We start from the raw sequence: 25,477 nt of genomic DNA on the forward strand, positions 1-25,477 counted from the left end.
GCCGGCCCAAAGCGTGGATACCGCCCATATCCATCCCTTGCGTATGTCTTTGCGAAGCATTCAATTCTCCATCGGTGTTGCATCAGTACTTACCCCCGGCTGGGTGTTCTCTTTCCGAGCAAGTGCTTGTCGTTGAAAAGCCACTGTTCACTGGCTTAGATATGAACAATTGTATATCTATTCATATGAATGGGAAAGAAAACCTTACATCCTTTGAGCACCAATCGCCTTAGAGAGGGCGTCGGGCGCAAGACATCGAGAGGCGAGGTGGGGCTAATCCACTGCGCAAACAGCTATGCAGACTCCTTGAGCATATCCCCCGGGGGGGGATATGATTGCTGCATGAAAGAGATGCACAAGCACACCAGCCACCCAGATCTCGTGAAACGGCTCAAGCGCGCCGAGGGTCATCTGCGACACGTCATCGGGATGATCGAAGGAGAAGAAACCTGCCTGGACATCGCTCGCCAGCTCGCTGCGGTGGAGAGCGCCGTCACAGCGGCCAAGCGCGTCCTGATCCATGACCACATCGACCACTGCCTATCTCATGATGAGGACTCCGTTCTAGCCGAAATGAAGGCGCTAACCAGACTGCTCTGAGGTCTCTCGATGCTCTCCGTCCTAAAGAACCGCACCTACCGCCACCTGTTCACCGCGCAGGTGATCGCACTCGTCGGCACAGGCCTGATGACGGTAGCGCTCGGCCTACTTGCCTACGAGCTGGCCGGGGCCGATGCAGGTGCGGTGCTCGGGTCGGCGCTGGCTATCAAGATGCTGGCCTATGTGGGAGTCGCTCCAGTCGCACAGGCCTTCGCCGACCAGTTCCCGCGACGGTCATTGCTCGTAGCGCTGGACCTGGTACGAGCGGTTGTCGCGATCTGTTTGCCCTTTGTCACCGAGGTCTGGCAGATCTATCTGCTGATCTTTGTCCTGCAAGCGGCATCCGCCGGCTTCACGCCGACTTTCCAAGCCACTATCCCGGACATCCTTCCCGATGAAGAGGACTACACGAAGGCGCTGTCGCTGTCCCGGCTGGCCTATGACCTGGAAAGCCTGATTTCCCCGATGCTGGCTGCTGCGCTGCTGACCGTCATCAGCTTTCACAACCTGTTCGCGGGAACAGTGCTCGGTTTCCTCGTTTCAGCCGCGCTCGTGGTCAGCGTGCGGTTGCCCACAACTATTCCCGGACCGCGCCGCGGCATTTGGGATCGCACGACCCGCGGCACACGCATCTATCTCGCTACGCCACGCCTGCGGGGCCTGCTGGCGATCAGCTTGGCCGTCTCGGCGGCGGGCGCCATGGTGATCGTGAACACGGTGGTTCTCGTGAAGGCGCGCTTTGGCCTAGGCGAGGTCGAAGTGGCGTCGGCACTGGCGGCATTCGGAGGCGGTTCGATGGTGGCAGCCTTCGTTCTGCCATCCTTACTGGAAAAGGTGGCCGACCGAACCGCGATGCTCACCGGCGCTACCGTACTGGTCGTGGGCACGGGGATCGGCGCACTGCTGCCGAGCTATGCATTGTTGCTGCCGCTGTGGTTGATCATCGGCTTTGGCTACAGCGTGGCGCAAACGCCATCCGGCCGTCTTCTGCGCCGCTCGGCCCATGCCGAGGACCGTCCTGCGATCTTCGCGGCACACTTCGCGCTGTCGCACGCCTGTTGGCTCATCTGCTACCCACTTGCCGGCCGCTTCGGCGCGGTCATGGGCTTGCCATCGACCTTCATTGTCATGTCCCTGGTCGGCTTGGCCGGCGTGGCGCTGACGCTCTGGCTGTGGCCGGCCAGCGACCCTTCTGACGTGGCGCATGACCACCCCAGCTTGCCGCCGGATCACCCTCATTTACGCACACACGCAGACCAAGGCAGGCACCATCACCAGCTGATTCTGGATGACCTGCACCGTATCTGGCCGAAAGGATAGGCACATTTTCTCGTTGCGGCATCACAACGCATGGCTTCGGAGGCTGAGAAGGGTGAGCGAAAATATATCACATGAACACATATTCATGTGTTATATTTCGCCATAGTCAAACACTCAACCAGCAGAGGCGCCCATGTCCCAATCCAATGCACATGACCATGGTCACGACCATGATCACGACCACACCCCCACAGTGACGAGCGCCAACGAGCGCAAGGTTCTGGTTTCCTTCTTCCTGATCTTCGGCTTCATGCTCGTGGAAGCTGTCGGCGGCGTGCTGTCGGGCTCGCTAGCCCTACTTGCCGATGCTGGCCACATGCTGACCGACGCCGTGGCACTTGCCCTGGCTTACGCTGCCTTCCGATTCGGTCGCCGCGCAGCCGACAGCAAACGCACATTCGGTTACCTGCGCTTCGAGGTCATCGCCGGCTTCCTGAACGCCGTGACCCTGTTCGCGATCGTCGCATGGATCGCCTACGAGGCGTGGGAGCGGCTGCAGGCGCCGCCCGTCATCCTCGCCGGCCCGATGATGATCGTCGCCGTGCTCGGCTTACTGATCAACGTCCTCGTGCTGTGGATCATGACCCGCGGCGAAACCGATCACGTCAATGTGAAAGGTGCCATCCTCCACGTGATGGGTGACCTGCTCGGCTCTGTCGGCGCCATCGTTGCAGCGATCGTCATCTACTTCACCGGCTGGACTCCGATCGACCCCATCCTGTCGGTTCTAGTAGCGGCGTTGATTCTGCGCAGCGCCTGGAAGCTCCTGGCCAAGTCGATCCATATCCTGTTGGAGGGTGCGCCAGAGGACGCTTCGCCGGAAAAGGTGGAACAAGGCCTGATGAGCACTGTGCCCGGCCTGGCGGCTGTCAGCCATGTTCACGTGTGGCAACTCACTTCCGGTCGCACGATGGCCACGCTACACGTTCGACCCAACGTGGACGAGGAGGCGCGAGCTGTGGTCAAGCGCGTCGAGGCGGTGCTGCGAGAGCAGTTCAGCATCGAACACGCCACAGTCGGAATCGACTGGAACTCGGAGGCTGACGAGAACATCTGCAGCCTGCAACCCACGACAGGCCGTCAGGACCACAGCGGCCACGACCACAGTGAGCACAATCATGACCATGACCACTCCGCTCCCGGTCACAAGCATTGAGGCCGTGCTAGACGGTTCGCAGTTCACTTGAGGGTTTGAATCCATGACATCCCGCAAAACCACCAGCGCCGCTATTGTGCAATGTTCGACCTCTAACCACGGCACGACCACTGATGTCCTCGCACTATCGCAAAGTGACGTCGCTGTTCTGGCAGAGACCTTCCGCCTGCTGGGCGACCAATCGCGATTGAAAATCCTGTTGCAGTGCATGCGCGGATCGGTCGCAGTGGGCGACATTGCTGGCTCGCTAGACCTGTCGCAGTCCTTGGTCAGCCATCACCTGCGCCTGTTGCGCGGCGCGCGCCTCGTGCGCGGCGAGCGCCAAGCCAAGCACATCTTCTACGGCATTGCCGACCAGCACGTCAGCCAGGTACTCCAGGACATGGCGGTTCACATTTCGGAGGACAGACACGACGATTGACTGAACATGTGAGTGCGCGCCGGCCTACGCCTTCAAGGGGTAGGCTTTTTTTGGCTATTAATCTAGAGAGACACCGGCGCGCCTTGCTGAATGCCTAGAAGACCCCAAGCAAAAAGCACTCTAAAAATAAACACTTGAACATATCTTCATGTGTGTTATTATTTGTCTACGGGGTATCCGAAAGGCGTAAGGACCACGCCATTATTTTTAACGTCAAGGAGTATTGACCATGTCCAAGAAAATTCGCTTTGCTGTTCTGCTTTCCGCACTTTTTGCTGCTGGAGTAAACGCTCAACCGTTCGCCGCAGATATGACACGGCAACAGGTCCAGGAGGATCTGGCTGCTTGGAGGCAATCTGGGTTGGAAGCGTTGTCTCGCGGCGAAAGCGGCCCGGATACGTTCAGCCCTCAATACCAGGCTGCCTTTCAGCGCTACTTGCAATTGACCCAAGGTGATATGTATCAGGCGCCCTCAGCAGGAAAGACTCGTGCTGAAGTGATGGCTGATTTGGAACTGTGGAAAATCTCCGGCATGCACGCGTTCACCTCGCGCGGAATCACCACCGCTTCGCACACCCAAGCCTACCAACAAGCCTACGAGAGCTATCTCCAGCTCAAGCTGGGTGCGGCTTACAAGGCTCCGGTGGCATTGACTCGTGCTCAAGTAAAGAGTGATTTGGCAGATTGGCAGGTTGCGGGAATGGCTGGATTCTGGGCTGGTGAGCAGACGCCTGATACCTATAGTGATGCCTACCGCACCGCATTTGAAACCTACCAGATGCTGCGCAACAAAAAATGACTTAATGGCAGCTGCATAAAGCAGCGGTCGGATGGTTCAGCCAGAAAGAGATTCTTTCTTTTTTTTGAATAAACATACAAACAAGTGTTCATTTGTTTGCATAACATTCCGATCGCTGATTTGTGCGTCCTGCCACGGCGATTACTCAGAGAACCAGGAGATTGATATGTCTTTGGAAACATTGGACGGCACAGGAGCGCAGGACGAACAACTGGGCTTTCGGGTCGAAGGTATGGATTGCGCCAGTTGCGTCGGCAAGATTGAAACAGCGCTTGGTCGAATTGATGGCGTATCAAATGTACAGGTTAATTTTACAAATGAGACGCTGACGTTGACGCGCAGCACAAGTAGCCGAAATACTGCACGCGACATTGCCAAGAAAATCCGGTCCCTGGGCTTCGACGTGCAGGCACTGCCCGCGTCCGAAATGTCCGCAGCACCTGCACCGTGCCATGCGGCCCACGCGCATGACCACGCCGGCTGCGGCGGCCACCATGACCATGGGCATGCCCACGACCACGGGCACGATCATTCGCACGGCAAAGCGTGCGGTGATGACCATGGGCATGGCCATGCTCACGGCCATGCCCATGCCCATGACCACGGTCACGATCACGGGGCCTGCAGCGGGCATGACCATGCGCCGGCCTCTGCCTCCCGTGGAGCACCCAGCACGCCCCCCAACGTGTCCATGCGCGTCGAGGGCATGGACTGCGCCAGTTGCGTCGGCAAGATCGAAACGGCGCTCGCTCGCATGGATGGCGTGTCCGATGCCCGCATAAACTTCACCGCAGAAACGCTGGAATTGACGCTCGCGTCTGGCGGCCCCACGCAGCTCGGCCACATCGAGAAGACCATCAAGAGCCTGGGCTTCGGCGTCTCCGACGTGCGCCGCCATGATGGCTCAGCACCCGCGGCCCCAGCAGCAGCATCGACGGCGCGCCATCAGCGCTGGTGGCAGACGAAGAAAGGCAAGCACGTGCTGGGCCTGGGCGGCCTGATGGGCTCGGCCTACGCGATCGCGCAGTTCGTTCCTGGCTACGCTGAATGGATCTTCGCCGCTGCGGTGATCGCGGGCGTGCTGCCGTTCGCTCGCAAAGCCTTCGCGCTGGCTGTGTCAGGCTCGCCGTTCTCTATCGAAACGCTGATGGTCGTCGCCTCGCTGGGCGCGCTCGTGATAGGCGAGGCCGAGGAAGCTGCTGCCGTGGTGTTCCTGTTCGCGATCGGCGAGCTGCTGGAAAGCGTGGCCGCCGGCCGCGCGCGCGCCGGCATCAAGGCGCTGGCCTCCCTGGTGCCTAAGACGGCGGTACTGCTCGATGCCGCGGGCGGGCAGCGCGAAGTGCCCGCCGCTTCCCTGCGCGTGAGCGACCGCGTGCTGGTGCGCCCTGGTGACCGGGTGCCTGCGGACGGCAAGATCCTCCGCGGTGAAAGCAGCCTGGACGAGTCGCCTATCACCGGCGAGTCCGTACCGCGTCAAAAGGCTATCGGTGCCGACGTGTTCGCCGGCTCCATCAACGTCGATGGCGTGCTCGAAGTACAAGTCGAGAAGACGGCATCGGACAACACCATTTCTCGCATCATCCAACTGGTGGAGCAGGCGCAGTCCTCCAAGGCGCCCACGGCTCGCTTCATCGAAAAGTTCAGCCGCTACTACACCCCTGCCGTCATGGCCATCGCGGCGTTGATCGTGGTGGTTCCGCCACTTGCCATGGGTGGCGACTGGGGTACCTGGCTGTACCGCGGCCTCGCACTGCTGTTGATTGCCTGCCCATGTGCGCTGGTGCTCTCCACACCGGCGGCCATCGCCTCGGGCCTTGCGGTGGCCACGCGACGGGGCCTGCTGATCAAGGGTGGCAACGCGTTGGAAACCATCGGCCGCGTGCGCGCCATTGCCTTCGACAAGACTGGCACGCTGACCGAGGGCAAGCCGCGCATCACCGAGGTCCTGCCCTTCGGGCTGTTCAAGCATCAACAGGTCCTTGCGCTTGCCGCCGCTGTCGAGTCCGGCTCAAACCATCCCTTGGCGAAGGCCATTGTCGCCCATGCCAAGAGCCTGGACGTGGCGATTCCCCAGGCCACGGGCGCATCGGCCATTGCCGGCAAGGCGGTGCGCGCCACCGTGAACGGCAGTGCGCTCGCTGTCGGATCGCCCGCCCATGCGGAACAGACGGCCACGCTGACAGCCGCGCACCGCAGGGAAATCGACAAGCTGGAGGATGGCGGCAAGACCGTGGTGGTCCTGTTCGACGAAGCCAGCAAGAACGTTCTGGGCCTGCTGGCCCTGCGCGACGAGCCCCGCCGCGACGCGCGCGAAGGCGTGGCCCAGCTCAACGCCATGGGCGTGCGCTCGGTCATGCTGACCGGCGACAACCGCCGCACCGCGCAGGCGATCGCCGGCAAGCTGGGCATCGAGTGGGAGGCCGAGCTGCTGCCGCAGGACAAGCTGCGCTTGGTCAACGAGATGAAGCGTGATGCCAAGGTGGCGATGGTCGGCGACGGCATCAACGACGCGCCGGCCCTGGCGACCGCCGACGTGGGTATCGCCATGGGCGGCGGCACGGACGTGGCGCTGGAAACCGCCGATGCCGCGCTGCTCAAGAGCCGCGTCACGGACGTGGCCCACCTGGTGGCCCTGTCGCGGGCGACGATGGCCAACATTCACCAAAACGTCGTATTCGCCATTGGCCTCAAGGGCTTGTTCCTGGTCACCACCGTGTTGGGTATCACCGGCTTGTGGGTTGCCGTGCTGGCCGACACCGGCGCCACGGCCCTGGTCACGCTGAACGCACTGCGCCTGCTGCGCTTCAAGGGCGCGCCGGAGGCCAACCACGGCGACGACGCCGGGCGTCCCACCACCTTGTCCGTGCCGTCTGCCCGCTGAGGCAACAAGAGGGCTTGACCTTGCCGTCGTTGTAACGCCTAGCCTCCACACAAATGTCTGCAGAGCGCTTCGGAAGGGCCGGAGTCCTGCATCCAAGAAAGGGTCACTTCCATGCGTAAAAAAATCAGAATCATTGTGGTGGCAGGCGTCATCGCAGCCGTCGGGGGGATAGCGATCGCTGCCCGCGACGCCAAGGACGAGGGCAAGGCCGCGGCGCCCCCGGCGGGCGCGCCGATGGCGCCGCAGGTGCCCGTGGCCGAGGTCATTACCCGCACGGTCGCGCCATCGGCCGAGTACACCGGCTTCCTGGCCGCGCCCAAGACCGTCGAGCTGCGCTCGCGGGTCGGCGGCGCCGTCGATGCGGTGAGCGTTCCCGAAGGTAGCCTCGTGCGCAAGGGCCAACTGCTGTTCCAGATCGACCCGAGGCCGTTCCAGGTTGCGCTCGACACGGCCGTGGCGCAACTGCGTCAGGCCGAGGTGCTGGCCAGCCAGGCCCAGGCCGACTTTGACCGCGCCGAGCGCCTGGTGGCGACCGGCGCCGTCGCGCGCAAGACCTATGACGATGCCGCCTCCGCACGCAACGCGCGCCAGGCTCAGGTGCAGGCGGCTAAGGCCGCCGTTGCTGCGGCTCAGCTGGACCTGTCCTACGCCCGCGTCACTGCGCCCATCGCCGGGCGCGTCGACCGCGTGCTCGTGACCGAGGGCAACTTGGTCAGCGGTGGCGGCGCCGGCGCGGCCACGCTGCTGACCACGATCGTATCCATCGACCCGTTGCACGTGTACTTCGACATTGATGAGGCCACCTATCTCAACGTCGTCAGCCGCTCGCGGCCCGCTGCGGGCGCCGGTAGCAAGGCTTCGCTGCCCGTGCAGGTCGGGCTGACCACGGACAAGGGTTTCCCGCACAGGGGCGCGCTCGACTTCGTGGGCAACACCATTGACCGAAGCACCGGCACGATCCGCGCGCGCGCCGTTGTGCCCAACCCGGATGGGCGCATGGCACCCGGCATGTTCGCCCGGGCCAAGCTGTCCACCGGCGCGGCGCGCGAGGCCGTCCTGATCGACGATCAGGCCGTGGGCACCGACCAAGGGCGCAACTACGTGCTGGTCGTGGGCGAGAACAACCAGGCCCAGTACCGGCCCATCGAACTGGGGCCGGTGGTGGACGGGCTGCGCGTCATCAACGGCGGCCTGCAGGCCGGTGAGAAGATCATCATCAAGGGCCTCGTGCGCCCCGGCATGGCGGTCACGCCGCGCATGGTGCCCATGCAGGCGCCCGCGGCACCGGCCGCCGGCGCGACCGGCGCGACCAAGGCTGCGGCAAACGCTCCGGCTCCCGCTGCGGCGCCTGCCAAGGCCGGTGGCGCGGACCCCGCCAAGGCTGACGGCGCGGCCGGCTCGGCGGAGGCCCGCAAATGAATTTCCCCCGCTTCTTCATCAACCGGCCGATCTTCGCCATCGTCCTGTCGGTGCTGATGCTGATCGCGGGCGCGATCAGCTATTTCCAGCTCCCCCTGAGCGAGTACCCCCAGGTCACGCCGCCGACGGTGCAGGTCACCGCCAGCTATCCCGGCGCCAACCCGCAGGTGATCGCCGACACCGTGGCATCGCCGCTGGAGCAGGCGGTCAACGGCGTGGAAGGCATGATGTACATGCAGTCCCAGATGTCCACGGACGGGCGGATGGTGCTGACCATCTCGTTCGAGCAGCACATCGACCCCGACGTCGCGCAGATCCAGGTGCAGAACCGCGTCTCACGCGCGCTGCCCCGGTTGCCGCCCGAGGTCCAGCGCATCGGCGTGGTCACCGACAAGACCGCGCCCGATATTCTCATGGTGGTGCATATGCTCTCGCCGGGGGACCGCTACGACCCGCTGTACGTGTCCAACTACGCGATGCTCAACGTGCGCGACGAACTGGCGCGCCTGCCGGGCATCGCCAACGTGATCATCGGCGGTGAAGGCGAGTACGCAATGCGCGTCTGGCTCGACCCCGAGAAGGTCGCATCGCGGGGCATGACCGCCAGCGATGTGGTCGCCGCCATCCGCGAGCAGAACGTGCAGGTCGCAGCCGGCTCGATCGGCCAGCAGCCGAATGCGTCGGCCGCCTTCCAGGTCAGCGTCAATGCGCTGGGGCGCCTGACCACCGAAGAGCAGTTCGGCGACATCGTGATCAAGGCCGGCGCCAACGGCCAGGTGACCCGCCTGCGCGACGTCGCACGCCTGGAACTGGGCTCGGACAACTACACCATGCGCGGCCAGCTCGACGGCGAGAACGCGGTCGGCCTGCAAATCCTGATGACGCCCGGCTCCAATGCCCTGGACACGTCCAGCGCGGTGCGCGCGACGATGGAGCGGCTGCAGGCCAAGTTCCCCGAAGGCATCGAGTACAAGATCGCCTACGACCCCACAGTCTTCGTGCGCGCCTCGCTCCAGTCCGTCGCCGTCACGCTGCTGGAGGCCATCCTCCTGGTGGTGATCGTGGTGGTGCTGTTCCTGCAATCTTGGCGCGCGTCGATCATTCCACTGATCGCCGTGCCGGTCTCGCTGGTCGGCACGTTCGCGGTGATGCACATGTTCGGCTTCTCGCTGAACACGCTGTCGCTGTTTGGCCTCGTGCTCTCCATCGGCATCGTGGTGGATGACGCCATCGTGGTGGTGGAGAACGTGGAGCGCCACATGGCGCTGGGCGAATCGCCCAAGGATGCGGCGCGCAAGGCGATGGATGAAGTGACTGGCCCGATCCTGGCCATCACCTCGGTGCTGGCAGCGGTCTTCATCCCCTCGGCGTTCCTGTCGGGGCTGCAGGGCGAGTTCTATCGCCAGTTCGCGCTGACCATCGCGTTCTCGACCATCCTGTCGGCGATCAACTCGCTTACGCTGTCGCCAGCGCTGGCCGCCATCCTGCTCAAGCCGCACCACGGCGCGGCCAAGCCCGATCGTCTCACGCGCATCATCGACGGCGTGTTCGGCGGCTTCTTCCGCCGCTTCAACCGCTTCTTCGATCGCGCCTCGAATTCCTACGTCGGGGGCGTGCGCCGCGCGGTGCGCGGCAGCGCCATCGTGCTGCTGCTCTACGTCGGCTTCCTGGGCCTGACCTGGCTGGGCTTCCACAAGGTGCCTGCGGGCTTCGTGCCGGCCCAGGACAAGTACTATCTCGTGGGCATCGCCCAGCTTCCGACCGGCGCCTCGCTGGATCGCACCGAGGCGGTCGTCAAGGAGATGACCAAGATCGCACTGGCTGAGCCGGGCGTCGAGAGCGTGGTGGCCTTCCCGGGCCTGTCGGTCAATGGACCGGTGAACCAGCCGAACACCGCGCTGATGTTCGCCATGCTCAAGCCCTTCGATGAGCGCAAGGACCCGTCGCTGTCGGCCTTCGCCATCCAGGGCAAGCTCATGGGCAAGTTCAGCCAGATCCCGGACGGCTTCGTTGGCATCTTCCCGCCGCCGCCGGTGCCGGGCCTGGGTTCGATGGGCGGCTTCAAGCTGCAGATCGAGGACCGGGCGGGCCTGGGTCCCGAGGCGCTTGCGCAGGCACAGGGCCAGATCATGGGCAAGGCCATGCAGGCGCCCGAGCTGGCGAACATGCTCGCCAGCTTCCAGACCAATGCGCCGCAGTTGCAGGTGGACATCGACCGGGTGAAGGCCAAGTCGCAGGGCGTATCGCTGACCGAGGTGTTCGACACCCTGCAGGTCAACCTTGGCTCGCTCTACGTCAACGACTTCAACCGCTTCGGTCGCACCTACCGGGTCATGGCCCAGGCCGATGCGCAGTTCCGCATGCAGGCTGAGGACATAGGCATGCTCAAGGTGCGCAATGCAGCGGGCGACATGATCCCGCTGAGCGCGATCGCGACCATCGAGCGCAGTTCCGGCCCCGACCGGGTGATGCATTACAACGGCTTTCCCTCGGCCGACATCAGCGGCGGGCCAGCGCCGGGCTACTCGTCCGGCCAGGCCACCGCCGCGATTGAGAAGATCGTGAGCGAATCGCTGCCGGACGGTATGACCTACGAATGGACGGACCTGACTTTCCAGGAAAAACGGGTTGGCAACACGGCGATCTACATCTTCGCGCTGGCGGTGCTGCTCGCCTTCCTGTTCCTGGCGGCCCAGTACAACAGTTGGTCGCTGCCGTTCGCTGTGCTGCTGATTGCACCCATGGCGCTGCTCTCGGCGATCGCCGGCGTCTGGCTCTCTGGGGGCGACAACAACATCTTCACGCAGATCGGTTTCGTGGTGCTGGTCGGCCTGGCTGCCAAGAACGCGATCCTGATCGTGGAGTTCGCCCGCGCGAAGGAAAGCGAAGGGGCCGATCCGCTGGCAGCCGTGCTCGAAGCCGCGCGCTTGCGGCTGCGCCCGATCTTGATGACGTCGTTCGCCTTCATCGCTGGCGTGGTGCCGCTGGTGCTGGCCAGCGGTGCGGGCGCCGAGATGCGCCACGCCATGGGCATCGCGGTGTTCGCCGGCATGCTGGGCGTGACGGTATTCGGCCTGGTGCTGACGCCGGTGTTCTACGTTGTGGTGCGCAAGCTGGCGCTGCGCCGCGAAGCGCGCCATGCCCGTGGCGGCATGACCGACCAGCACGCATGACGGCCAGGAGGACATACGACATGAAAACATCTTTCGCATTCACACGACCCGCCAGGACGCTGGCGCCGCTCGCCCTCGCGGCGGCGCTGGCTGGCTGCTCCATGGCACCGAAGTATGACCGGCCCGCAGCGCCGATCGACACGGCCTATCCCTCGGGCGCGGCCTATGTGGAACTGGCGGCCGCGACGCCCGACGACGCGATCACGGCCGAGATCGGTTGGCGGGACTTCTTCCGCGACCCGCTGCTGCAGCAGTTGATCGGCATTTCGCTGGAGAACAACCGCGACATGCACAAAGCCGCGCTCAACGTGGAGGCGGCTCAGGCGCTGTACCGTATCCAGCGTGCCGAGATGCTGCCGAACCTGGGCGTTTCCGCCCGCGGCGCGTCAGAGCGCGTACCGGCCGACCTCAGTACCACGGGGCAAAGCGACGTGCTCCGGCGCTACGACGTGGCCGGGGTGACGGCCGCCTGGGAGCTGGACCTGTGGGGCCGCATCCGCAGCCTCAACGACCGGGCGCTGGCGTCCTACCTGGCCCTCGACGAGACCCGCATCGCCACGCAGATGAGCCTGGTGTCCGAGGTGGCCAGCGCCTACCTCACGCTGCGCGCCGACCAGGAACTGCTGCGCCTGACGAGCGACACCCTCGCCACACAGAAGCGCTCCTATGACCTGACCACCCAACTGGTGGAAGCGGGAAATTCCACGCAGCTCGACCTGCGCCGCGCGGAGATCGCGCTGCGCACCGCCGAGGCCAACCGCGCCGCCTACACGCGGCAGGCGGCCAAGGACCGCAACGCGCTGGTGCTGCTGCTGGGCCAGCCGCTGACGCCGGAGCTGTCCCGGCAGCTTGACGAGGCCGTGGCGCTGCCGGACGACATCGTGCCGACCGACCTGCCGAGCGGCCTGCCGTCCGAACTGCTCGCGCGTCGGCCGGACATCCGCGCCGCCGAGCAGATGCTGATCGGCGCCAACGCCAACATCGGCGCGGCGCGGGCCGCGTTCTTCCCGACGATTAGCCTCACGGGCTCGGCGGGCACGGCCAGCGCTTCGCTGGACGGCCTGTTCGATTCGGGCTCGCGGGCCTGGAGCTTCCTGCCGCAGATCACGCTGCCCATCTTCCGCGGCGGCGCGTTGCGAGCCAATCTGGACGTGGCACAGGTACAAAAGAGGATCGAAATCGCCAACTACGAGAAGTCTATCCAGGCGGCCTTTGCTGAGGTGGCTGACGGCTTGGCGGGCAAGCGCACGCTTGATGAGCAGATCCGCTCGGAGCAGCTCCTGGTAGCGGCTAGCCAGAAAGCCTACCAACTAGCCGAGCAACGCTTCCAGGAAGGCGTGGACGACAACCTCACCTTGCTCGATGCGCAACGCACACAGTACGGTGCGCAGCAGACCCTGGTGCGCACGCGCCTGACGCGGCTGAACAACCTCATCCACCTCTACAAGGCGCTGGGTGGCGGCTGGACTGAGCACACGGTGCAATCGGGCGCCACCGGGCAACCATCCGCCCGGTCGCCGGGATAAGGGCTATGCGCAACGGCGGCGTTCCCCATCGTTGCGCACGGAGAACCGGATGAGGATCGGTGAACTTGCGCGCTTGACGGGCACCCCCCCGGAGAACATTCGGTTCTACGAGCGGGAGGGCCTGTTGCAAGCCCCGGAGCGGTCACGCAACAACTATCGGCGCTATGGCCCGGCCCATGTCGAACGGCTTCACCTGATTCGCAACTACCGTGCCTCGGGAATCGGCCTGGATGACGTGCGCCGCCTACTGGGTTGGGCACATGAGGGGTTCCTGGAACCTGAGCTGCTAAGGCAGGCTGTCCAAGGCCATCTCGCCTGTGTTGAGGAACGCATGGAGCAACTGATCCAGGTGAAAGAGCACCTGCTCGCATTGGCCCTGCACGGTGCTGCTTCCGCCGGGGCTTCCGAGGATGGACCGGCTCGCGATGGTTCGTGAGCATCGCATGTCCATATAACTGAATATATATTCATGCGTGTAATATTTCCGGCCAGACAAACGAATAAGAAAGACGCCCATGACCGACCAGAGCATCACGCGCCGAAACATCGGCGTTCTCACCGCCGCGCAGGCGCTCGGCGGCGCCAGCGCGCCCATCGTGATGTCGCTGGGTGGGCTGGTCGGCCAGCAGCTTGCCAAGAATTCGGCCTGGATCACCTTGCCCGTGAGTCTGTTCGGCCTGGGTCTTGCCATCGGCACCTTGCCTGCCGCCTTCATCATGCGGCACCATGGCCGCCGCAACGGATACGTGGTGGGGGTCGGCTTCGGCGTGGCCTCGGGCCTGATCGCCGCGTTGGGCATCATGCTGGCCTCGTTCTGGATCTTCTGCGCCGGCACCTTCCTGGCGGGCTTCTACGGCGCGTATGTGCAGAGCTACCGCTTCGCAGCCGCCGACACCGCCGAGGACGCGCTTAAGGCCAAGGCCATTTCCTGGGTCATGGTGGGCGGTCTCGCGGGCGCCATCATCGGGCCGCAGTTGGTGATCTTCACGCGCGATGCGGTAGCGGGCACGCCCTACGTTGGCAGCTTCCTCAGCCAGGCGCTGCTGCCGCTGATCGCCTTGCCGATCCTGCTGATGCTGCGCACGCCGAGCCAGACCCAGGCCGAAGCAGTCGCCGATAGCGGTCGGACGGTGCTGCAGCTCTTGGCGATGCCGCGCTATCTGCTGGCCGTGGCTGCGGGCGTGGTGTCCTATGGGGTGATGGCGTTCGTGATGACGGCCGCGCCGGTGGCGATGGTCAACCACGGGCATTCGGTGGACAACGCCGCCCTAGGAATACAGTGGCACCTGCTGGCGATGTTCGGGCCGAGCTTCTTCACCGGGCGACTGATGGTGCGCTACGGCAAGGAGCGCGTGACCGCCGTCGGCATGGTGCTGCTCGCCGCCTCCGGGGTGGTGGCCCTGGGCGGGCTCGGCCTGTCCCACTTCTGGGGCTCGCTGGCGCTGTTGGGCATCGGCTGGAATTTGAGTTTCATCGGCGCCACGGCGATGGTCACCGACTGCCACACCCCGGCCGAGCGGGGCAAGGCGCAGGGCATGAACGACTTCTTCGTCTTCGCCGCCACGGCGGCCGTGTCGTTCCTCGCGGGGTCGATCCTGCACAGCTCGGGCTGGCAAGCGGTCAACTGGATGATCTTCCCGGCCTTGGCGCTGATCTTGGTGCCGCTGCTGTGGCAGGGGCGGTACGGTTGCAACTGACTTGACTTGGGGCATTGATCGAGGACTGGAAGCCGATAAGTGGCCCGTTCCGGCACTACACGACTTGTCTCCACTGCTGAAACTTCGGAAAGCTACTTTGCCGTTCCACCTTTATTGATGGTCAAAGAGTTGTATGGACAGATGAATTTAGTTAGTTAGTTAGTTAGTTAGATTTATCAAGAAGCAGTTTAACCACGGCTTTGGCTTTGCGAGCAGCGTGCAGATCTCCAAGAACGTGAGCCTGAATAATCGCCCCTTCAAGCAACATAGCAATTGTTTCAGAGATTTGAACTATCGATTCTCTGGACGTTATGACAAGTGAAGTGTGGTGTGTGATCCATCGCAGCATAGCCTCTTTGTTTCGGGCGCAAAGCTTATGTATATCATGATCCGGATTGCTGAATTCGGCGCTGACATTAATGAAATAACAACCCAAGAAAAGTGGCTTGGATTGATCGAGACCCTGAAACAGATCGTCAAAAGCATCAAGCATGGCATACAAGGCGTCCCTACCTGGCGTCGCTTCGTGCAAACGCAAATCGAGCCAAGAGAAATACTGCTGATCACAATATTCGACGGTCGCAGCAATTAGATCTTCCTTGCTGGAGAAATGGTTATATAGCGTTTTCTTGGCAATGCCGGACTCTTCAAGTACCCGATTGATGCCAACAGCATGAATGCCGTACTTATAAAAAAGGTTAAAGGCAGTTGCGACTAACTGTTCTTTTTTGTCCATGATGTTATTCATCGTTGTGAGGATTCATACGCGACATGTTGACACAAGGAGACAGGGTTGTCTACAATCCCTCAAGGAGACCGATCTGTCTCTTTCTTTGCAATTTCCTTGAGGCTTCTTTTATGAACACGACAACAGCGGCTTCCGCACAACAGCCCTCCGTCATCTATGATCTAGTCACGATAGGTTCCGGTTCGGCGGCTAGAGCCGCAGCGAACGAAGCACGTAGGCTCGACAAAACAGTCGCCATGATCGAACAGGGGTTGGCAGGAGGGACCTGTCTCAATGTAGGATGCGTTCCTTCAAAGACGTTGCTTGCGGCGGCTTCTGCTCGCATGTCTGCTGCGCATGGGAAGTTCCCAGGTATAGCGACCTCGGCCGGGCCTGTCGACTTGTCTTTGCTTGTCAGAGATAAAGATCAAATGATCGGGCACTTCCGGCAGTCTTTCCATGTACAAGCACCCAAGGATGCAGGTATTGCGGTATTTCGCGGCAAGGCGACCTTTGTAGCGTCAGATGAGCCAGATATCGTAGCGCTCGTCGTCGCGGACTCAGACGGAAACACAAACCTGGTGTACGCCAAGCAGGTACTGATCGCCAGTGGGGCAGCGCCATTCATTCCTTCCATTCCTGGCCTCAGTGAGGTGGACTTTCTCACTTCCGGCTCGGCCATGTCCCTTGAGCAGGTGCCTGAGTCCATGCTGGTCGTCGGCGGCAATGCGATCGGTCTGGAGCAAGGTCAATTGTTCGCTCGACTGGGCAGCAAGGTTGAAGTGGTCGAGATAGCTCCTCGAATTGCACCGTTCGAGGATCCCGCGATTTCTGCGGCACTGGAGCAGGCGCTGTCAGCGGAGGGCATCATGTTCCATACTGGCGCCAATCTGACAAACGTCGTACCACACGAGAGCGGGGTGCTTGCAACTGTCGTCGCCGAAGGACGTACTCAGCAAATTTTCGCCCATAAGATTCTCATAGCGACGGGGCGCCGTCCGGCAACTGAAGGACTCAACTTGGATGCTGTCAATGTGTCCAGGGGCGATCGAGGCGAAATAATTGTGGACGAACATCTGCGAACCTCAAATCCTCGCATCTGGGCAGCGGGCGATGTCACTGGTATGGCTCAATTAGTGTATGTCGCTAGTGCGCAGGGGACCGTGGCCGCGAGCAATGCTCTGGGCAACGAGCCTCGGTCCCTAGACTACACCGCCTTGCCCCGCGTCATTTTCACGTCGCCCGAGATGGCTGCTGTCGGCATGACTCCTATGCAGGCTGAGGCGGCCCAAATTGCCTATGATGTTCGTGAAATTCCGGTTTCCTTTGTTCTACGTGCTATTGTAAGTCGTCACGACAAAGGGATAATCAAGATGATATCCGAGCGTGAGACAGGAAGGATTCTGGGTATTCATATGGTAGGCGAATCTGCTGGAGAGGTTATTGCAGCTGCAACCTATATTATCTCCGCAGGACTTACGGTTGACCAACTTGCAAAACAGTGGTCTCCGTACTTCACTATGGCGGAGTCGCTTAAAAACGTAGCAAGCAGTGCGCCAACTTTGGAAGATTCGGCTAATGGCTAAATCTTATTATTACTATGCGCTTAAATTTCAAGGGATCGTTTCAGGGTAAAGTTTCCTGATGTGAGCATGTTTGAGTTTTTTGCTATGGCGGGATCGCTCAATGGGCTTCCCGCCTTTTTTGTGGTGAATCATTAAAGAATTTGCCGATCTTGAATATATGCATAAAAACTCAGGGGGTGCCGTTCAGTCTGTTGACGAGAAAGATAGGATTCTTTTACTGAGAAATTCCCGTCAGAACTTCAATTTATCTTCTCTAAATTTGAAAGGTTGTCAGGCAATTCATGCGCGATGAGTAGACACGCTGGCCTGCTTCAGTGCCCCCGAGTACTGCGACCAGAAGGAAAGGGGTTATTCGTTTCATAGTTCGATTTCCTGCTGTGGGCTACTGCTTCGCAGCCGCCGTCACCGCCGAGGACGCGCTTAAGGCCAAGGCCATTTCCTGGGTCATGGTGGGCGGTCTCGCGGGCGCCATCATCGGGCCGCAGTTGGTGATCTTCACGCGCGATGCGGTAGCGGGCACGCCCTACGTTGGCAGCTTCCTCAGCCAGGCGCTGCTGCCGCTGATCGCCTTGCCGATCCTGCTGATGCTGCGCACGCCGAGCCAGACCCAGGCCGAAGCAGTCGCCGATAGCGGTCGGACGGTGCTGCAGCTCTTGGCGATGCCGCGCTATCTGCTGGCCGTGGCTGCGGGCGTGGTGTCCTATGGGGTGATGGCGTTCGTGATGACGGCCGCGCCGGTGGCGATGGTCAACCACGGGCATTCGGTGGACAACGCCGCCCTAGGAATACAGTGGCACCTGCTGGCGATGTTCGGGCCGAGCTTTTTCACAGGACGACTGATGGTGCGCTACGGCAAGGAGCGCGTGACCGCCGTCGGCATGGTGCTGCTCGCCGCCTCCGGGGTGGTGGCCCTGGGCGGGCTCGGCCTGTCCCACTTCTGGGGCTCGCTGGCGCTGCTGGGCATCGGCTGGAACTTCAGCTTCATCGGCGCGACGGCGATGGTCACCGATTGCCACACCCCGGCCGAGCGCAGCAAGGCGCAGGGCATGAACGATTTCTTCGTCTTCGCCGCCACGGCGGCCGTGTCGTTCCTCGCGGGATCGATCCTGCACAGCTCGGGCTGGCAGGCGGTCAACTGGATGATCTTCCCGGCCCTGGCGCTGATCCTGGTGCCGCTGCTGTGGCAGGCCGCGCGAAAGCCGGCGCTGCCAGCTCCGGTCTGATCGGAGCGGTGCAAGAGGCGCTCCGCGCAGTGGGTCGCCTCGGCCGCTACAGCACCTGCTTCCACTGGCGCAGCCTCGACAGCGCGTCGTCGTAGGCGGTGGAGGTGAAGAACTGGATCTTGCGCCCGAGGGTCTTCATCGGGCTCAACGCGGGATCGAAAAGCGAGGCGTTCGAATGGTGCGCCACGCAGTCGAGCACCCGGTCCTGTCCCTCCGTGAGCATGGCTTCCAGCTCGCGAAGGTCTCTGCCCGCGAAACGGCGCTGGAAGCCGGCAGAAAGACGCTCGGCCCGCTGCGCCATCGCACTCGGCGAGTAAAAGGACGCCGAAGGTCCAGGCGTCCGATCATGCGCGAACTGCAGGATCATCGTGTTCCAGACGATGACGTCCACCAGGACCATCGCAGCGTTGGTATGCAGGCGCGGCTCCTGCCAGATCATGGCCGTGTGCCGGTAGTGGCTGGCGGGAATGGTGGCAGCTTCTACCCCGAGCTTTCGGTGGCTGGCGCGAACCTTGTCAAGGAGTTCCTGCTTCGTGGTTGGTAGTTTCATTCGGGATTTCTATTTCATCGAGACAAGGCTCGATAACCGGCGTGTCAGATATTCATCAAGTCACCAGCGCAATTACCTTGGATTGAGGAAAAGCGCTTGCCTCACCGCTGCGCTGGCGGCGCCGAGGGCTTGTGCATGATGAAGCGGGACATGTCGGTGATTTCCTGTTTGCGGATTTACGTTACTGCTGAAGCTGCTTCTGCATGGTGTTGTGGTTGTAGTAGTCGCTGGCATAGACAATCTTTCCGTTCGAAACACGGAAGAAGCTCGCGCCGAAATAACTGATGGTCGAACTGGAGGGCGACGTCCCGCCATTGCTGTTCTTGGTGGCGGTGAATTCCCACTCGATCGCCACACCATCGCCGGAGGCAACCGGCTGCGAACGGATTTTCATTTTTCGGTCGGGCAGGATTTTCATCAGAAACTGCGAGACTTCGGTAATGGCTTGAGGCCCAGTGCGGGACGCTTCATTGCTGGTATTGAAATAGACGACGTTGGAATCGAGCACTTTTTCCATCGCGTCGGTTCGCCCGCCATTCCAGGCGTCAAGGTATTGCCGGACCACCTTCACGTTCTCTGGCTCATCTGCCGCCTGCGACGTGACGCTATAGGCGAGTGAAGCCAGCCCGAGGAATATCGCTCCCAAAGCCTGCACCGGACGGCAGCGCAAGCCGTCTGAAGAACGAAGGGGCCTGAATGACAGGGCGTGCTGCATGTTGTTCATGGTCGAAATACTCCAAAAGGTGTTGAAAAAAATCCCGCTCGCACGGGCGTGGTGGAAAATCGCATGTCGCGCGCAACGAAGCACAGGCCGTCGGCAATTGCTCTTTTGTCAAATACATAGAATCATCCTATGTATAAGGCCTGAGTTGCTACAATCGAGGTCCGATGGGCTCCCGTCTCTACGTCATTTGAGAACCGCGATGAATAACCGCTTCACACTCCCACAGGCGCCGCGGCGTTCGCTCGTCGATTCGACGATTGAGCTGATCCGCGGCCAGATCGAGGGAGGCGCCTGGAAGGTCGGCGAGCGCATCCCCAGGGAGCAGGAACTGGCCGAGATGCTGGAGGTTGGCCGCAACACGGTGCGGGAAGCCATTCGCGTGCTCTCGCACGGCCAGGTCCTGGAAGTCCGCCAGGGTGATGGCACCTACGTGCGAACCAATATCGATCCGGCCGAGGTCATGCGCCGTGTCGGGCGTTCCGGCTTGCGAGAGCACTTCGCGTTGCGCTGCATGCTGGAAACCGAGGCGGCCAGGTTGGCCGCGGTGCATCGGTCCAAGGCGGACGTTGGGCTGCTGCGCCGACTGTTGAAGGCCCGCGGCGAGCAGGAGCAACACGCATCGAGCGCGGCCTTTGCCGAGGCCGATACGGCTTTCCACTGCGCGATCGCCGGGATGTGCGGCAACGGCGCGCTGGCTGAGCTGTACCGCTACTTCGCGAACTCGGTCCGCATGAACACGCTGACTGCGCTGAAGGACAAGGAACTGCCCGAGCCGGGTCTCGCGACCCATGAGGCGATCGTGGATGCTATCGAGCGCCAGGATGGAGAAGCAGCTGCGGCGGCTGTGCGGAACGTGGTCGCTCCGCTGATTGCGGCACTTGAGAAATCGGGTTGATCCGAGCGCGACTCCCGCGCTGGCAATGCCGCTTTCCATCGAGCAGCCGGTCGCCGGCCCCGTTGATCGGAACGCGGGTTGTTTCCCGGAGAGCACGCGGTAGCCGGTCCTCATGGATAGGCCCTTGGTGCGCTACAGCGACCGGACGGTGCTGTTCATATCGAATCTTCGACGCGACCACCCGCCAGGACATACCGGGCCAGCGCCTCGGCATCGGCGTGGGTGGCCCGGGTGGACTGCGGTGTACCGAAAGCCTGGACGAGCTTTGGCAGCATGGCCTCCAACTGGGCTCGCTTATCCGAATCCGGTTCGACGTGGATGAGCGCGAGCAATGTGCCGCCAAGCGTCTCCTTGTGAGTCTTCAGCCAGACGCCGCGCTGAGCGCGATCGTCGAGAGTCTCTTCTGGCCCTCCCGCGACGTAGATAAGCACGAAGGGCTTTCCGCAGGCGACGAGTTCATCCATTTCCGCGCACCAGGCGCTGCTGTATCCGTTGTAGATGCTTGCGCCGTCGAAGCGGACGATGGGGAAATCGCTGGTGTCGTGAACTTTCGGTTGCTGGGACATGATCCTGGACTCTCGCTATTAACGTCCTAACATCCTACCTTTGTTGAGAATTACTTGCAACTGAAATGGGCATGGGCACACCGCCGTGCAGCGCCAAGTGACGGGCGAAATAAGGGCTTGACCTTCCAACAATGGGAGGCCCTACAGTGAACCCATCAACCTCATTCAAGGAGTTTTTTCATGAAGGTCAACAAGTTCAGCCTCTTGTTCATTGCGGGCGCCGTCGTGGTCGCCGCCGGCCTGATGGCCGTCCAGAAGAAGGTGGTCGTCCCGTCGGGTGAAGCGATGCAGGCCAGTGCGGGCGGAGGTCACCAAGGGCACGCGATGCCCTCCAGCGCCTCGGCCAATGACAGTCCTTCCACGACCGCGTATCGCGCCGTGAACGACCAGATGCACGCCGGGATGGGAGCGCAGTTCACTGGCAACGCCGACGTCGATTTCATGCGTGGCATGATCCCGCACCACCAGGGCGCGATCGACATGGCCAAGGTGGCGCTGCAGTACGGCAAGGACCCGGAGGTTCACAAGCTGGCCCAGGAGGTCATCACCGTGCAGGAAGGCGAGATCGCCATGATGAACAAGTGGCTGGGCGACAACGGCCAGCAGGCGGCGGCCGGCAGCTCGGGCGATGCCTCGACGGCCGCCTACCGTGCCGGCAACGACCGCATGCATGCGGACATGATGATCGACTTCAGCGGCGACGCCGATGTGGACTTCATGCGCGGCATGATCCCGCACCACCAGGGTGCGATCGACATGGCCAAGGTGGCGCTGCAGTACGGCAAGAACCCGGAGGTCCGCAAGTTGGCTCAGGAGGTCATCTCCGCGCAGGAAGGCGAGATCGCCATGATGAAGAGTTGGCTTGTCGCTCGGGGCAAGTGAAGGCACGACCATGAACCAAGCCAACACCCCGCGCATCCTCATCTATAGCACTCCAACTTGCCCGGACTGCCGGGCACTAAAGGAGTGGTTGTCCCAGCAGGGCATCGCGTTTGAAGAGCGCGACCTGACCGACCCGAAGATTTCCGCGGAGGCCAAGTCACGAACCGGCGTGCGCGTGGCCCCGATCACGATCGTCGGCGACGAGGTCTTCTATGGCACCTTCGCGAGCCAGAAGCCGAGGCTGATGAAGGCGCTCGGTCTTCAGTGAGCCGCTGAAGGAAGACCGTGGTCACGGGCGGAGTCGCCGGTGCGGACCCCGGTCGGACCCTGTAAGCGCTGTTGTGGACGCGTCTGCACGCAAAGCTCAAGACCGTGAGGCATTCTTCGCCGACGACGCTCGGCGCTTTCGCCTGCGGTCGTTGACATCACGAGAGGAATTTTTATGCGATCGACATCATCAGCCACCTCCCTGCACGTCGCCATTTCCGAGGGCATCACAGTCGCCAACGACCTGCCGTTCGTGCTGTTCGGCGGCATCAACGTCATCGAGGATCTCGATACGACCCTGGCTGCGGCTGAGCACTTCGCGGAGGTGACGCGCAAGCTGGGGATACCCTTCGTTTTCAAGGCGTCGTTCGACAAGGCCAATCGCTCGTCGATCCATTCTTTCCGAGGTGTCGGCCTGGAGGAAGGGCTGCGGGTCCTCGATGCGGTCAAGTCGCGGTTCGGATGCCCAGTCTTGACCGACGTGCATGAGGTTGAGCAGGCCATGCAGGTCGCTGCCGTTGCCGACGTACTGCAAGTTCCGGCCTTCCTGGCCCGGCAGACCGATCTGGTGGCCGCCATTGCCCGCACCGGTCGGGTAGTGAATGTCAAGAAGCCGCAGTTCCTCAGCCCGGGCCAGATCAGGCATGTCGTCCACAAACTGCACGAGGCTGGCAACCCGCGCGTCCTGCTGTGCGAGCGTGGCACGCAGTTCGGCTACGACAATCTCGTCGTGGACATGTTGGGCTTCCGCGAAATGAGCGTTGCCAGCAGTGGCCTGCCACTGGTGTTCGACGTAACCCATAGCCTGCAGCGGCGAGAAGCGGATGCGTTGGCTTCGGGTGGGCGTCGCCAACAGTTGCCCGAACTCGCGCGGGCCGGCATGGCGGTCGGCATTGGCGGTTTGTTCCTCGAAGCACACGCCGACCCGGCGCATGCACGTTGTGACGGACCCAGCGCTCTGCCACTGGACACGCTCGAACCGCTGCTGCGGCAGGTCAAGGCGGTGGACCAACTCGTCAAGTCGTTCGAGCCTCTTCGGATCGACTGAAGCTTGCCACCCGTTCAAACAGAACGTGTGGCACTTCCCCTCTTAGTCGGCTATTTGAGCGACAGATAAGGATTGTTCGGTGGAACGGCATCGAATATGTGCGATGGGTCTTCGAGCAAATAGCCATGCACCTGGCGCGTTTTGCGCGGTCCCATGACCTCGCACGTCCTGATGTTCAGACCCGATGGCTGTTTCCTGTGGAGTCCGAGTTTTTCAAAGCGCTTCTGCACCCACTGCCAGTCCTGCAGGGCCGCGTCCTTCGCAAGCGGCCCAATGGTTGGATGCTCTTGTGCGTAGCGCTGGAAAACACCAGGGCTGATCAGGTAAACCGTGTCGGACACGGTATGTACCAGGGCCTTGGCGTCATTGATGATGAGCTTGCGGGTCTGGACGGCCTGTTTCAGCCAGGCCATGAAATGCTCGCCCGATGGCCGCCCGGTAAATGAGGCGAAATCGTGCGGCGCAGGCGCGGCGGTCGGCGCCGAAGGACCTGGGGCCGATGCGGGAGGGTCGAGCGGCACCGCTGCATCGTCGGCACCCTCTGGCGGGGCTTCGACGGACTGCTCCGGCTCAGGCGTTGTCTCGAACATCGCCAGCATGCTTTCCAGTGGGTCGGCCGGATTGCGCTGCGTGCTGGGAGGTATGGCGTGACTTCCGCCCGACTGATCTGGACGGCTGCTTGCTGCGGGCTCCTTCTCCGTTGCCACCGCTGCTCCAGGTAGCAATGCAGCGTCGGGTGCGGACGGGCGCGGCCCGTCCTCGGCCTCGCCGGCGTTGTCCACGGTCACGGTTCCCGCAAATGGGCTGGGTCGCTCCGAGGGCTCCCAGATCAGCGCCGGGGCCAGGCGCAGGAGCGTGAAGGCATGGGACCAGCCACTCTCACTGGTAATAGTTGCGCGCCAGATGGCCTTGCCGGAGGCGGTGGGCTGCAACATGGCATGATCCTGTAGCACGTTGAACACGGCCGTGTTGTTCGCGGGGATGCCATCGACCCCCTGGGACAGCAGGTGCTCGCGCAGCTTGTCCGAGACTGTCTTGCTCACCAGCCACAGCGCGTCCTCGGTGAGCCAGCCATCGGAGGCCTCCGGCTGGTTCAGTTTCAGCTCTTCCTTGAGCAGGTAGCGCAGCCCGTTGACCAGCTTGCGTTGGAGCGAGTGCTTGGGCGCGGCCATGGCGCGCGCGGGATCGCCGCCCAGCTCCTGGGCGACGGAGGCGCGGTCGGCCTGCACGACAAGCTCGCCCAGAACCCCGGCGTGCTCGTACTGCCCAGCCAAGACGTAGAGCAGCGGCGCCCACAAGGATGGATAGCCACTGAGCCAGTCCAGCAGATCGCGATTGAGCAATTGCTGGTACAGCAAGCCTGTCGCGGCGCTATGAAGCCGGTACTCGCGGTCGTCGCGGTAGCGGAAGCGGTACGGTTGGCGCAGCGGGCCGTGCCATGGGTGCCAGGTGCTGCCGTCGGCCAGCTCGACGTGCAGATCGACGGCCACCTTGCCGATGTCATGGAGCAGTGCGGCATAGGCGACGGCCGCAGTCCAGGCTTCGGCCTGCGCCGCCTGGTCTTCGGGGCTGGCCCCGATGGGCAGCAGATGGGACTGCCGCAGCTTTAGGCTGTAGGCGACGATTTCGAGGCCATGGTCGAGCATGCCGCCCGGGTAGGCATGGTGATGCGCTTCGGAAGCCGGGAAGGCCTGGACCAGCTCGGCGTAGCGCTCCAGCGGCGCGCGGTACAGGGAGGCGAACTGCTTGCGCGAAAGCGAGGTGCGCTGCCAGATGTGTTCCAGCAGCTTCTGCCGGCGCGGGGTGGCGAGCAACGATGCGGCCGACTCCGGCCGCATCAACCCTTTCGGGAGGTCGGTGGCGGGTGCTGGCGACGGCGCGGCAGCGACCGGGGGCCGTTTTCGCTGGAACAGGGAGAGCATGTCGGTGTCCTGATGGCGGGCCGGGCGGGAGGCCTTTTGGCCTTTTCAAGGTAGGGCCTTTCCCCTTGCACCCCATTCCCTTGCCGTTTCGACCC

The 25,477-nt window shown here is 62.5% G+C and carries 23 protein-coding genes and 1 pseudogene; 18 read left to right on the top strand and 6 right to left on the bottom strand.

Annotated features, from left to right (window positions below; all coding sequences use genetic code 11):
* The first annotated feature begins 342 nt into the window (after positions 1–342).
* The 6 genes and pseudogenes from Q5Z10_RS07600 to Q5Z10_RS21400 form a co-directional block, all read left to right on the top strand.
* Positions 343–600, top strand: coding sequence for a metal-sensing transcriptional repressor (locus Q5Z10_RS07600; RefSeq protein ID WP_003821156.1), 258 nt, complete (start codon positions 343–345; stop codon positions 598–600).
* 9 nt (positions 601–609) lie between these two features.
* Positions 610–1,920, top strand: a complete 1,311-nt coding sequence (locus Q5Z10_RS07605; protein ID WP_003821155.1) for an MFS transporter — start codon at positions 610–612, stop codon at positions 1,918–1,920.
* A gap of 133 nt (positions 1,921–2,053) precedes the next feature.
* Positions 2,054–3,076 carry a cation diffusion facilitator family transporter gene (locus Q5Z10_RS07610; protein WP_003821153.1) on the top strand — a complete coding sequence of 341 codons (1,023 nt, stop codon included), beginning with the start codon at positions 2,054–2,056 and terminating at the stop codon, positions 3,074–3,076.
* A 43-nt stretch (positions 3,077–3,119) separates the two neighbouring features.
* Positions 3,120–3,497, top strand: coding sequence for an ArsR/SmtB family transcription factor (locus Q5Z10_RS07615; protein WP_003821152.1), 378 nt, complete (start codon positions 3,120–3,122; stop codon positions 3,495–3,497).
* Between the two features lie 229 nt (positions 3,498–3,726).
* The gene (locus tag Q5Z10_RS07620; protein ID WP_003821150.1) at positions 3,727–4,296 is read left to right on the top strand and encodes a DUF4148 domain-containing protein; all 570 of its coding nucleotides are present in this window, start codon (positions 3,727–3,729) and stop codon (positions 4,294–4,296) included.
* Positions 4,297–4,528: 232 nt separating this feature from the next.
* A pseudogene (locus Q5Z10_RS21400) lies at positions 4,529–4,642 on the top strand (cation transporter); the annotation flags it as partial.
* Here Q5Z10_RS21400 and Q5Z10_RS21405 read toward each other — a convergent pair.
* Entirely contained in the window at positions 4,589–4,912 is a 324-nt protein-coding gene (locus Q5Z10_RS21405) for a hypothetical protein (protein ID WP_442758966.1), read from the bottom strand. The pseudogene Q5Z10_RS21400 and the gene Q5Z10_RS21405 overlap by 54 nt on opposite strands.
* A 75-nt stretch (positions 4,913–4,987) precedes the next feature.
* Here Q5Z10_RS21405 and Q5Z10_RS07625 point away from each other — a divergent pair, with 75 nt between their 5' ends.
* The 6 genes from Q5Z10_RS07625 to Q5Z10_RS07650 all read left to right on the top strand — a co-directional run bounded on the left by Q5Z10_RS07625 (position 4,988) and on the right by Q5Z10_RS07650 (position 14,992).
* Positions 4,988–7,177 (top strand): heavy metal translocating P-type ATPase, encoded by a 2,190-nt coding sequence (locus Q5Z10_RS07625; RefSeq protein WP_017513344.1) that lies wholly within the window; start codon positions 4,988–4,990, stop codon positions 7,175–7,177.
* Positions 7,178–7,288: 111 nt separating this feature from the next.
* Positions 7,289–8,596 (top strand): efflux RND transporter periplasmic adaptor subunit, encoded by a 1,308-nt coding sequence (locus Q5Z10_RS07630; RefSeq protein ID WP_003821145.1) that lies wholly within the window; start codon positions 7,289–7,291, stop codon positions 8,594–8,596.
* Positions 8,593–11,769, top strand: coding sequence for an efflux RND transporter permease subunit (locus Q5Z10_RS07635; protein ID WP_012614062.1), 3,177 nt, complete (start codon positions 8,593–8,595; stop codon positions 11,767–11,769). Before Q5Z10_RS07630 ends, Q5Z10_RS07635 begins: the two co-directional genes overlap by 4 nt.
* Before the next feature lie 20 nt (positions 11,770–11,789).
* Positions 11,790–13,295, top strand: a complete 1,506-nt coding sequence (locus Q5Z10_RS07640; RefSeq protein WP_003821143.1) for an efflux transporter outer membrane subunit — start codon at positions 11,790–11,792, stop codon at positions 13,293–13,295.
* A gap of 49 nt (positions 13,296–13,344) precedes the next feature.
* A complete protein-coding gene (locus tag Q5Z10_RS07645) occupies positions 13,345–13,731 on the top strand; it encodes a MerR family transcriptional regulator (RefSeq protein ID WP_015912830.1) in 387 nt (128 codons plus the stop codon).
* 79 nt (positions 13,732–13,810) lie between these two features.
* Entirely contained in the window at positions 13,811–14,992 is a 1,182-nt protein-coding gene (locus Q5Z10_RS07650) for an MFS transporter (protein ID WP_012614063.1), read from the top strand.
* A gap of 163 nt (positions 14,993–15,155) precedes the next feature.
* On the opposite strand, the gene Q5Z10_RS07655 is transcribed toward Q5Z10_RS07650, so the two are convergent.
* Positions 15,156–15,740 (bottom strand): TetR/AcrR family transcriptional regulator, encoded by a 585-nt coding sequence (locus Q5Z10_RS07655; RefSeq protein ID WP_015912831.1) that lies wholly within the window; start codon positions 15,738–15,740, stop codon positions 15,156–15,158.
* A gap of 110 nt (positions 15,741–15,850) precedes the next feature.
* Between Q5Z10_RS07655 and merA the strand changes: the two genes are divergently transcribed.
* Both merA and Q5Z10_RS07665 read left to right on the top strand, forming a co-directional pair.
* Positions 15,851–17,305 (top strand): mercury(II) reductase, encoded by a 1,455-nt coding sequence (merA, locus tag Q5Z10_RS07660; RefSeq protein WP_003821139.1) that lies wholly within the window; start codon positions 15,851–15,853, stop codon positions 17,303–17,305.
* Between the two features lie 377 nt (positions 17,306–17,682).
* Positions 17,683–18,528 carry an MFS transporter gene (locus tag Q5Z10_RS07665; protein ID WP_024082530.1) on the top strand — a complete coding sequence of 282 codons (846 nt, stop codon included), beginning with the start codon at positions 17,683–17,685 and terminating at the stop codon, positions 18,526–18,528.
* Between the two features lie 46 nt (positions 18,529–18,574).
* Here Q5Z10_RS07665 and Q5Z10_RS07670 read toward each other — a convergent pair whose 3' ends face one another.
* Positions 18,575–19,078 (bottom strand): ClbS/DfsB family four-helix bundle protein, encoded by a 504-nt coding sequence (locus Q5Z10_RS07670; RefSeq protein WP_003821138.1) that lies wholly within the window; start codon positions 19,076–19,078, stop codon positions 18,575–18,577.
* 181 nt (positions 19,079–19,259) lie between these two features.
* On the bottom strand, positions 19,260–19,802 hold the full coding sequence (locus Q5Z10_RS07675) for a nuclear transport factor 2 family protein (RefSeq protein WP_015912832.1): 543 nt from the start codon (positions 19,800–19,802) through the stop codon (positions 19,260–19,262).
* 199 nt (positions 19,803–20,001) lie between these two features.
* On the opposite strand from Q5Z10_RS07675, the gene Q5Z10_RS07680 reads away from it, so the two are divergent.
* On the top strand, positions 20,002–20,697 hold the full coding sequence (locus Q5Z10_RS07680; protein ID WP_003821135.1) for a FadR/GntR family transcriptional regulator: 696 nt from the start codon (positions 20,002–20,004) through the stop codon (positions 20,695–20,697).
* A gap of 155 nt (positions 20,698–20,852) precedes the next feature.
* On the opposite strand, the gene Q5Z10_RS07685 is transcribed toward Q5Z10_RS07680, so the two are convergent.
* The gene (locus tag Q5Z10_RS07685; RefSeq protein ID WP_012614065.1) at positions 20,853–21,263 is read right to left on the bottom strand and encodes a hypothetical protein; all 411 of its coding nucleotides are present in this window, start codon (positions 21,261–21,263) and stop codon (positions 20,853–20,855) included.
* Positions 21,264–21,443: 180 nt separating this feature from the next.
* Here Q5Z10_RS07685 and copM point away from each other — a divergent pair, with 180 nt between their 5' ends.
* The 3 genes from copM to kdsA all read left to right on the top strand — a co-directional run bounded on the left by copM (position 21,444) and on the right by kdsA (position 23,460).
* On the top strand, positions 21,444–22,145 hold the full coding sequence (gene copM, locus Q5Z10_RS07690) for a CopM family metallochaperone (protein WP_003821133.1): 702 nt from the start codon (positions 21,444–21,446) through the stop codon (positions 22,143–22,145).
* A 10-nt stretch (positions 22,146–22,155) separates the two neighbouring features.
* Positions 22,156–22,413, top strand: a complete 258-nt coding sequence (locus Q5Z10_RS07695; protein WP_003821132.1) for a glutaredoxin family protein — start codon at positions 22,156–22,158, stop codon at positions 22,411–22,413.
* Between the two features lie 174 nt (positions 22,414–22,587).
* Positions 22,588–23,460, top strand: a complete 873-nt coding sequence (kdsA, locus tag Q5Z10_RS07700) for a 3-deoxy-8-phosphooctulonate synthase (protein ID WP_003821131.1) — start codon at positions 22,588–22,590, stop codon at positions 23,458–23,460.
* Between the two features lie 50 nt (positions 23,461–23,510).
* Here kdsA and mobH read toward each other — a convergent pair whose 3' ends face one another.
* On the bottom strand, positions 23,511–25,382 hold the full coding sequence (gene mobH, locus Q5Z10_RS07705) for a MobH family relaxase (RefSeq protein ID WP_303638616.1): 1,872 nt from the start codon (positions 25,380–25,382) through the stop codon (positions 23,511–23,513).
* Positions 25,383–25,477 lie beyond the last annotated feature (95 nt).

The organism is Stenotrophomonas sp. 704A1 (assembly GCF_030549525.1).
In the GTDB taxonomy this organism is placed as follows: domain Bacteria; phylum Pseudomonadota; class Gammaproteobacteria; order Xanthomonadales; family Xanthomonadaceae; genus Stenotrophomonas; species Stenotrophomonas tuberculopleuritidis.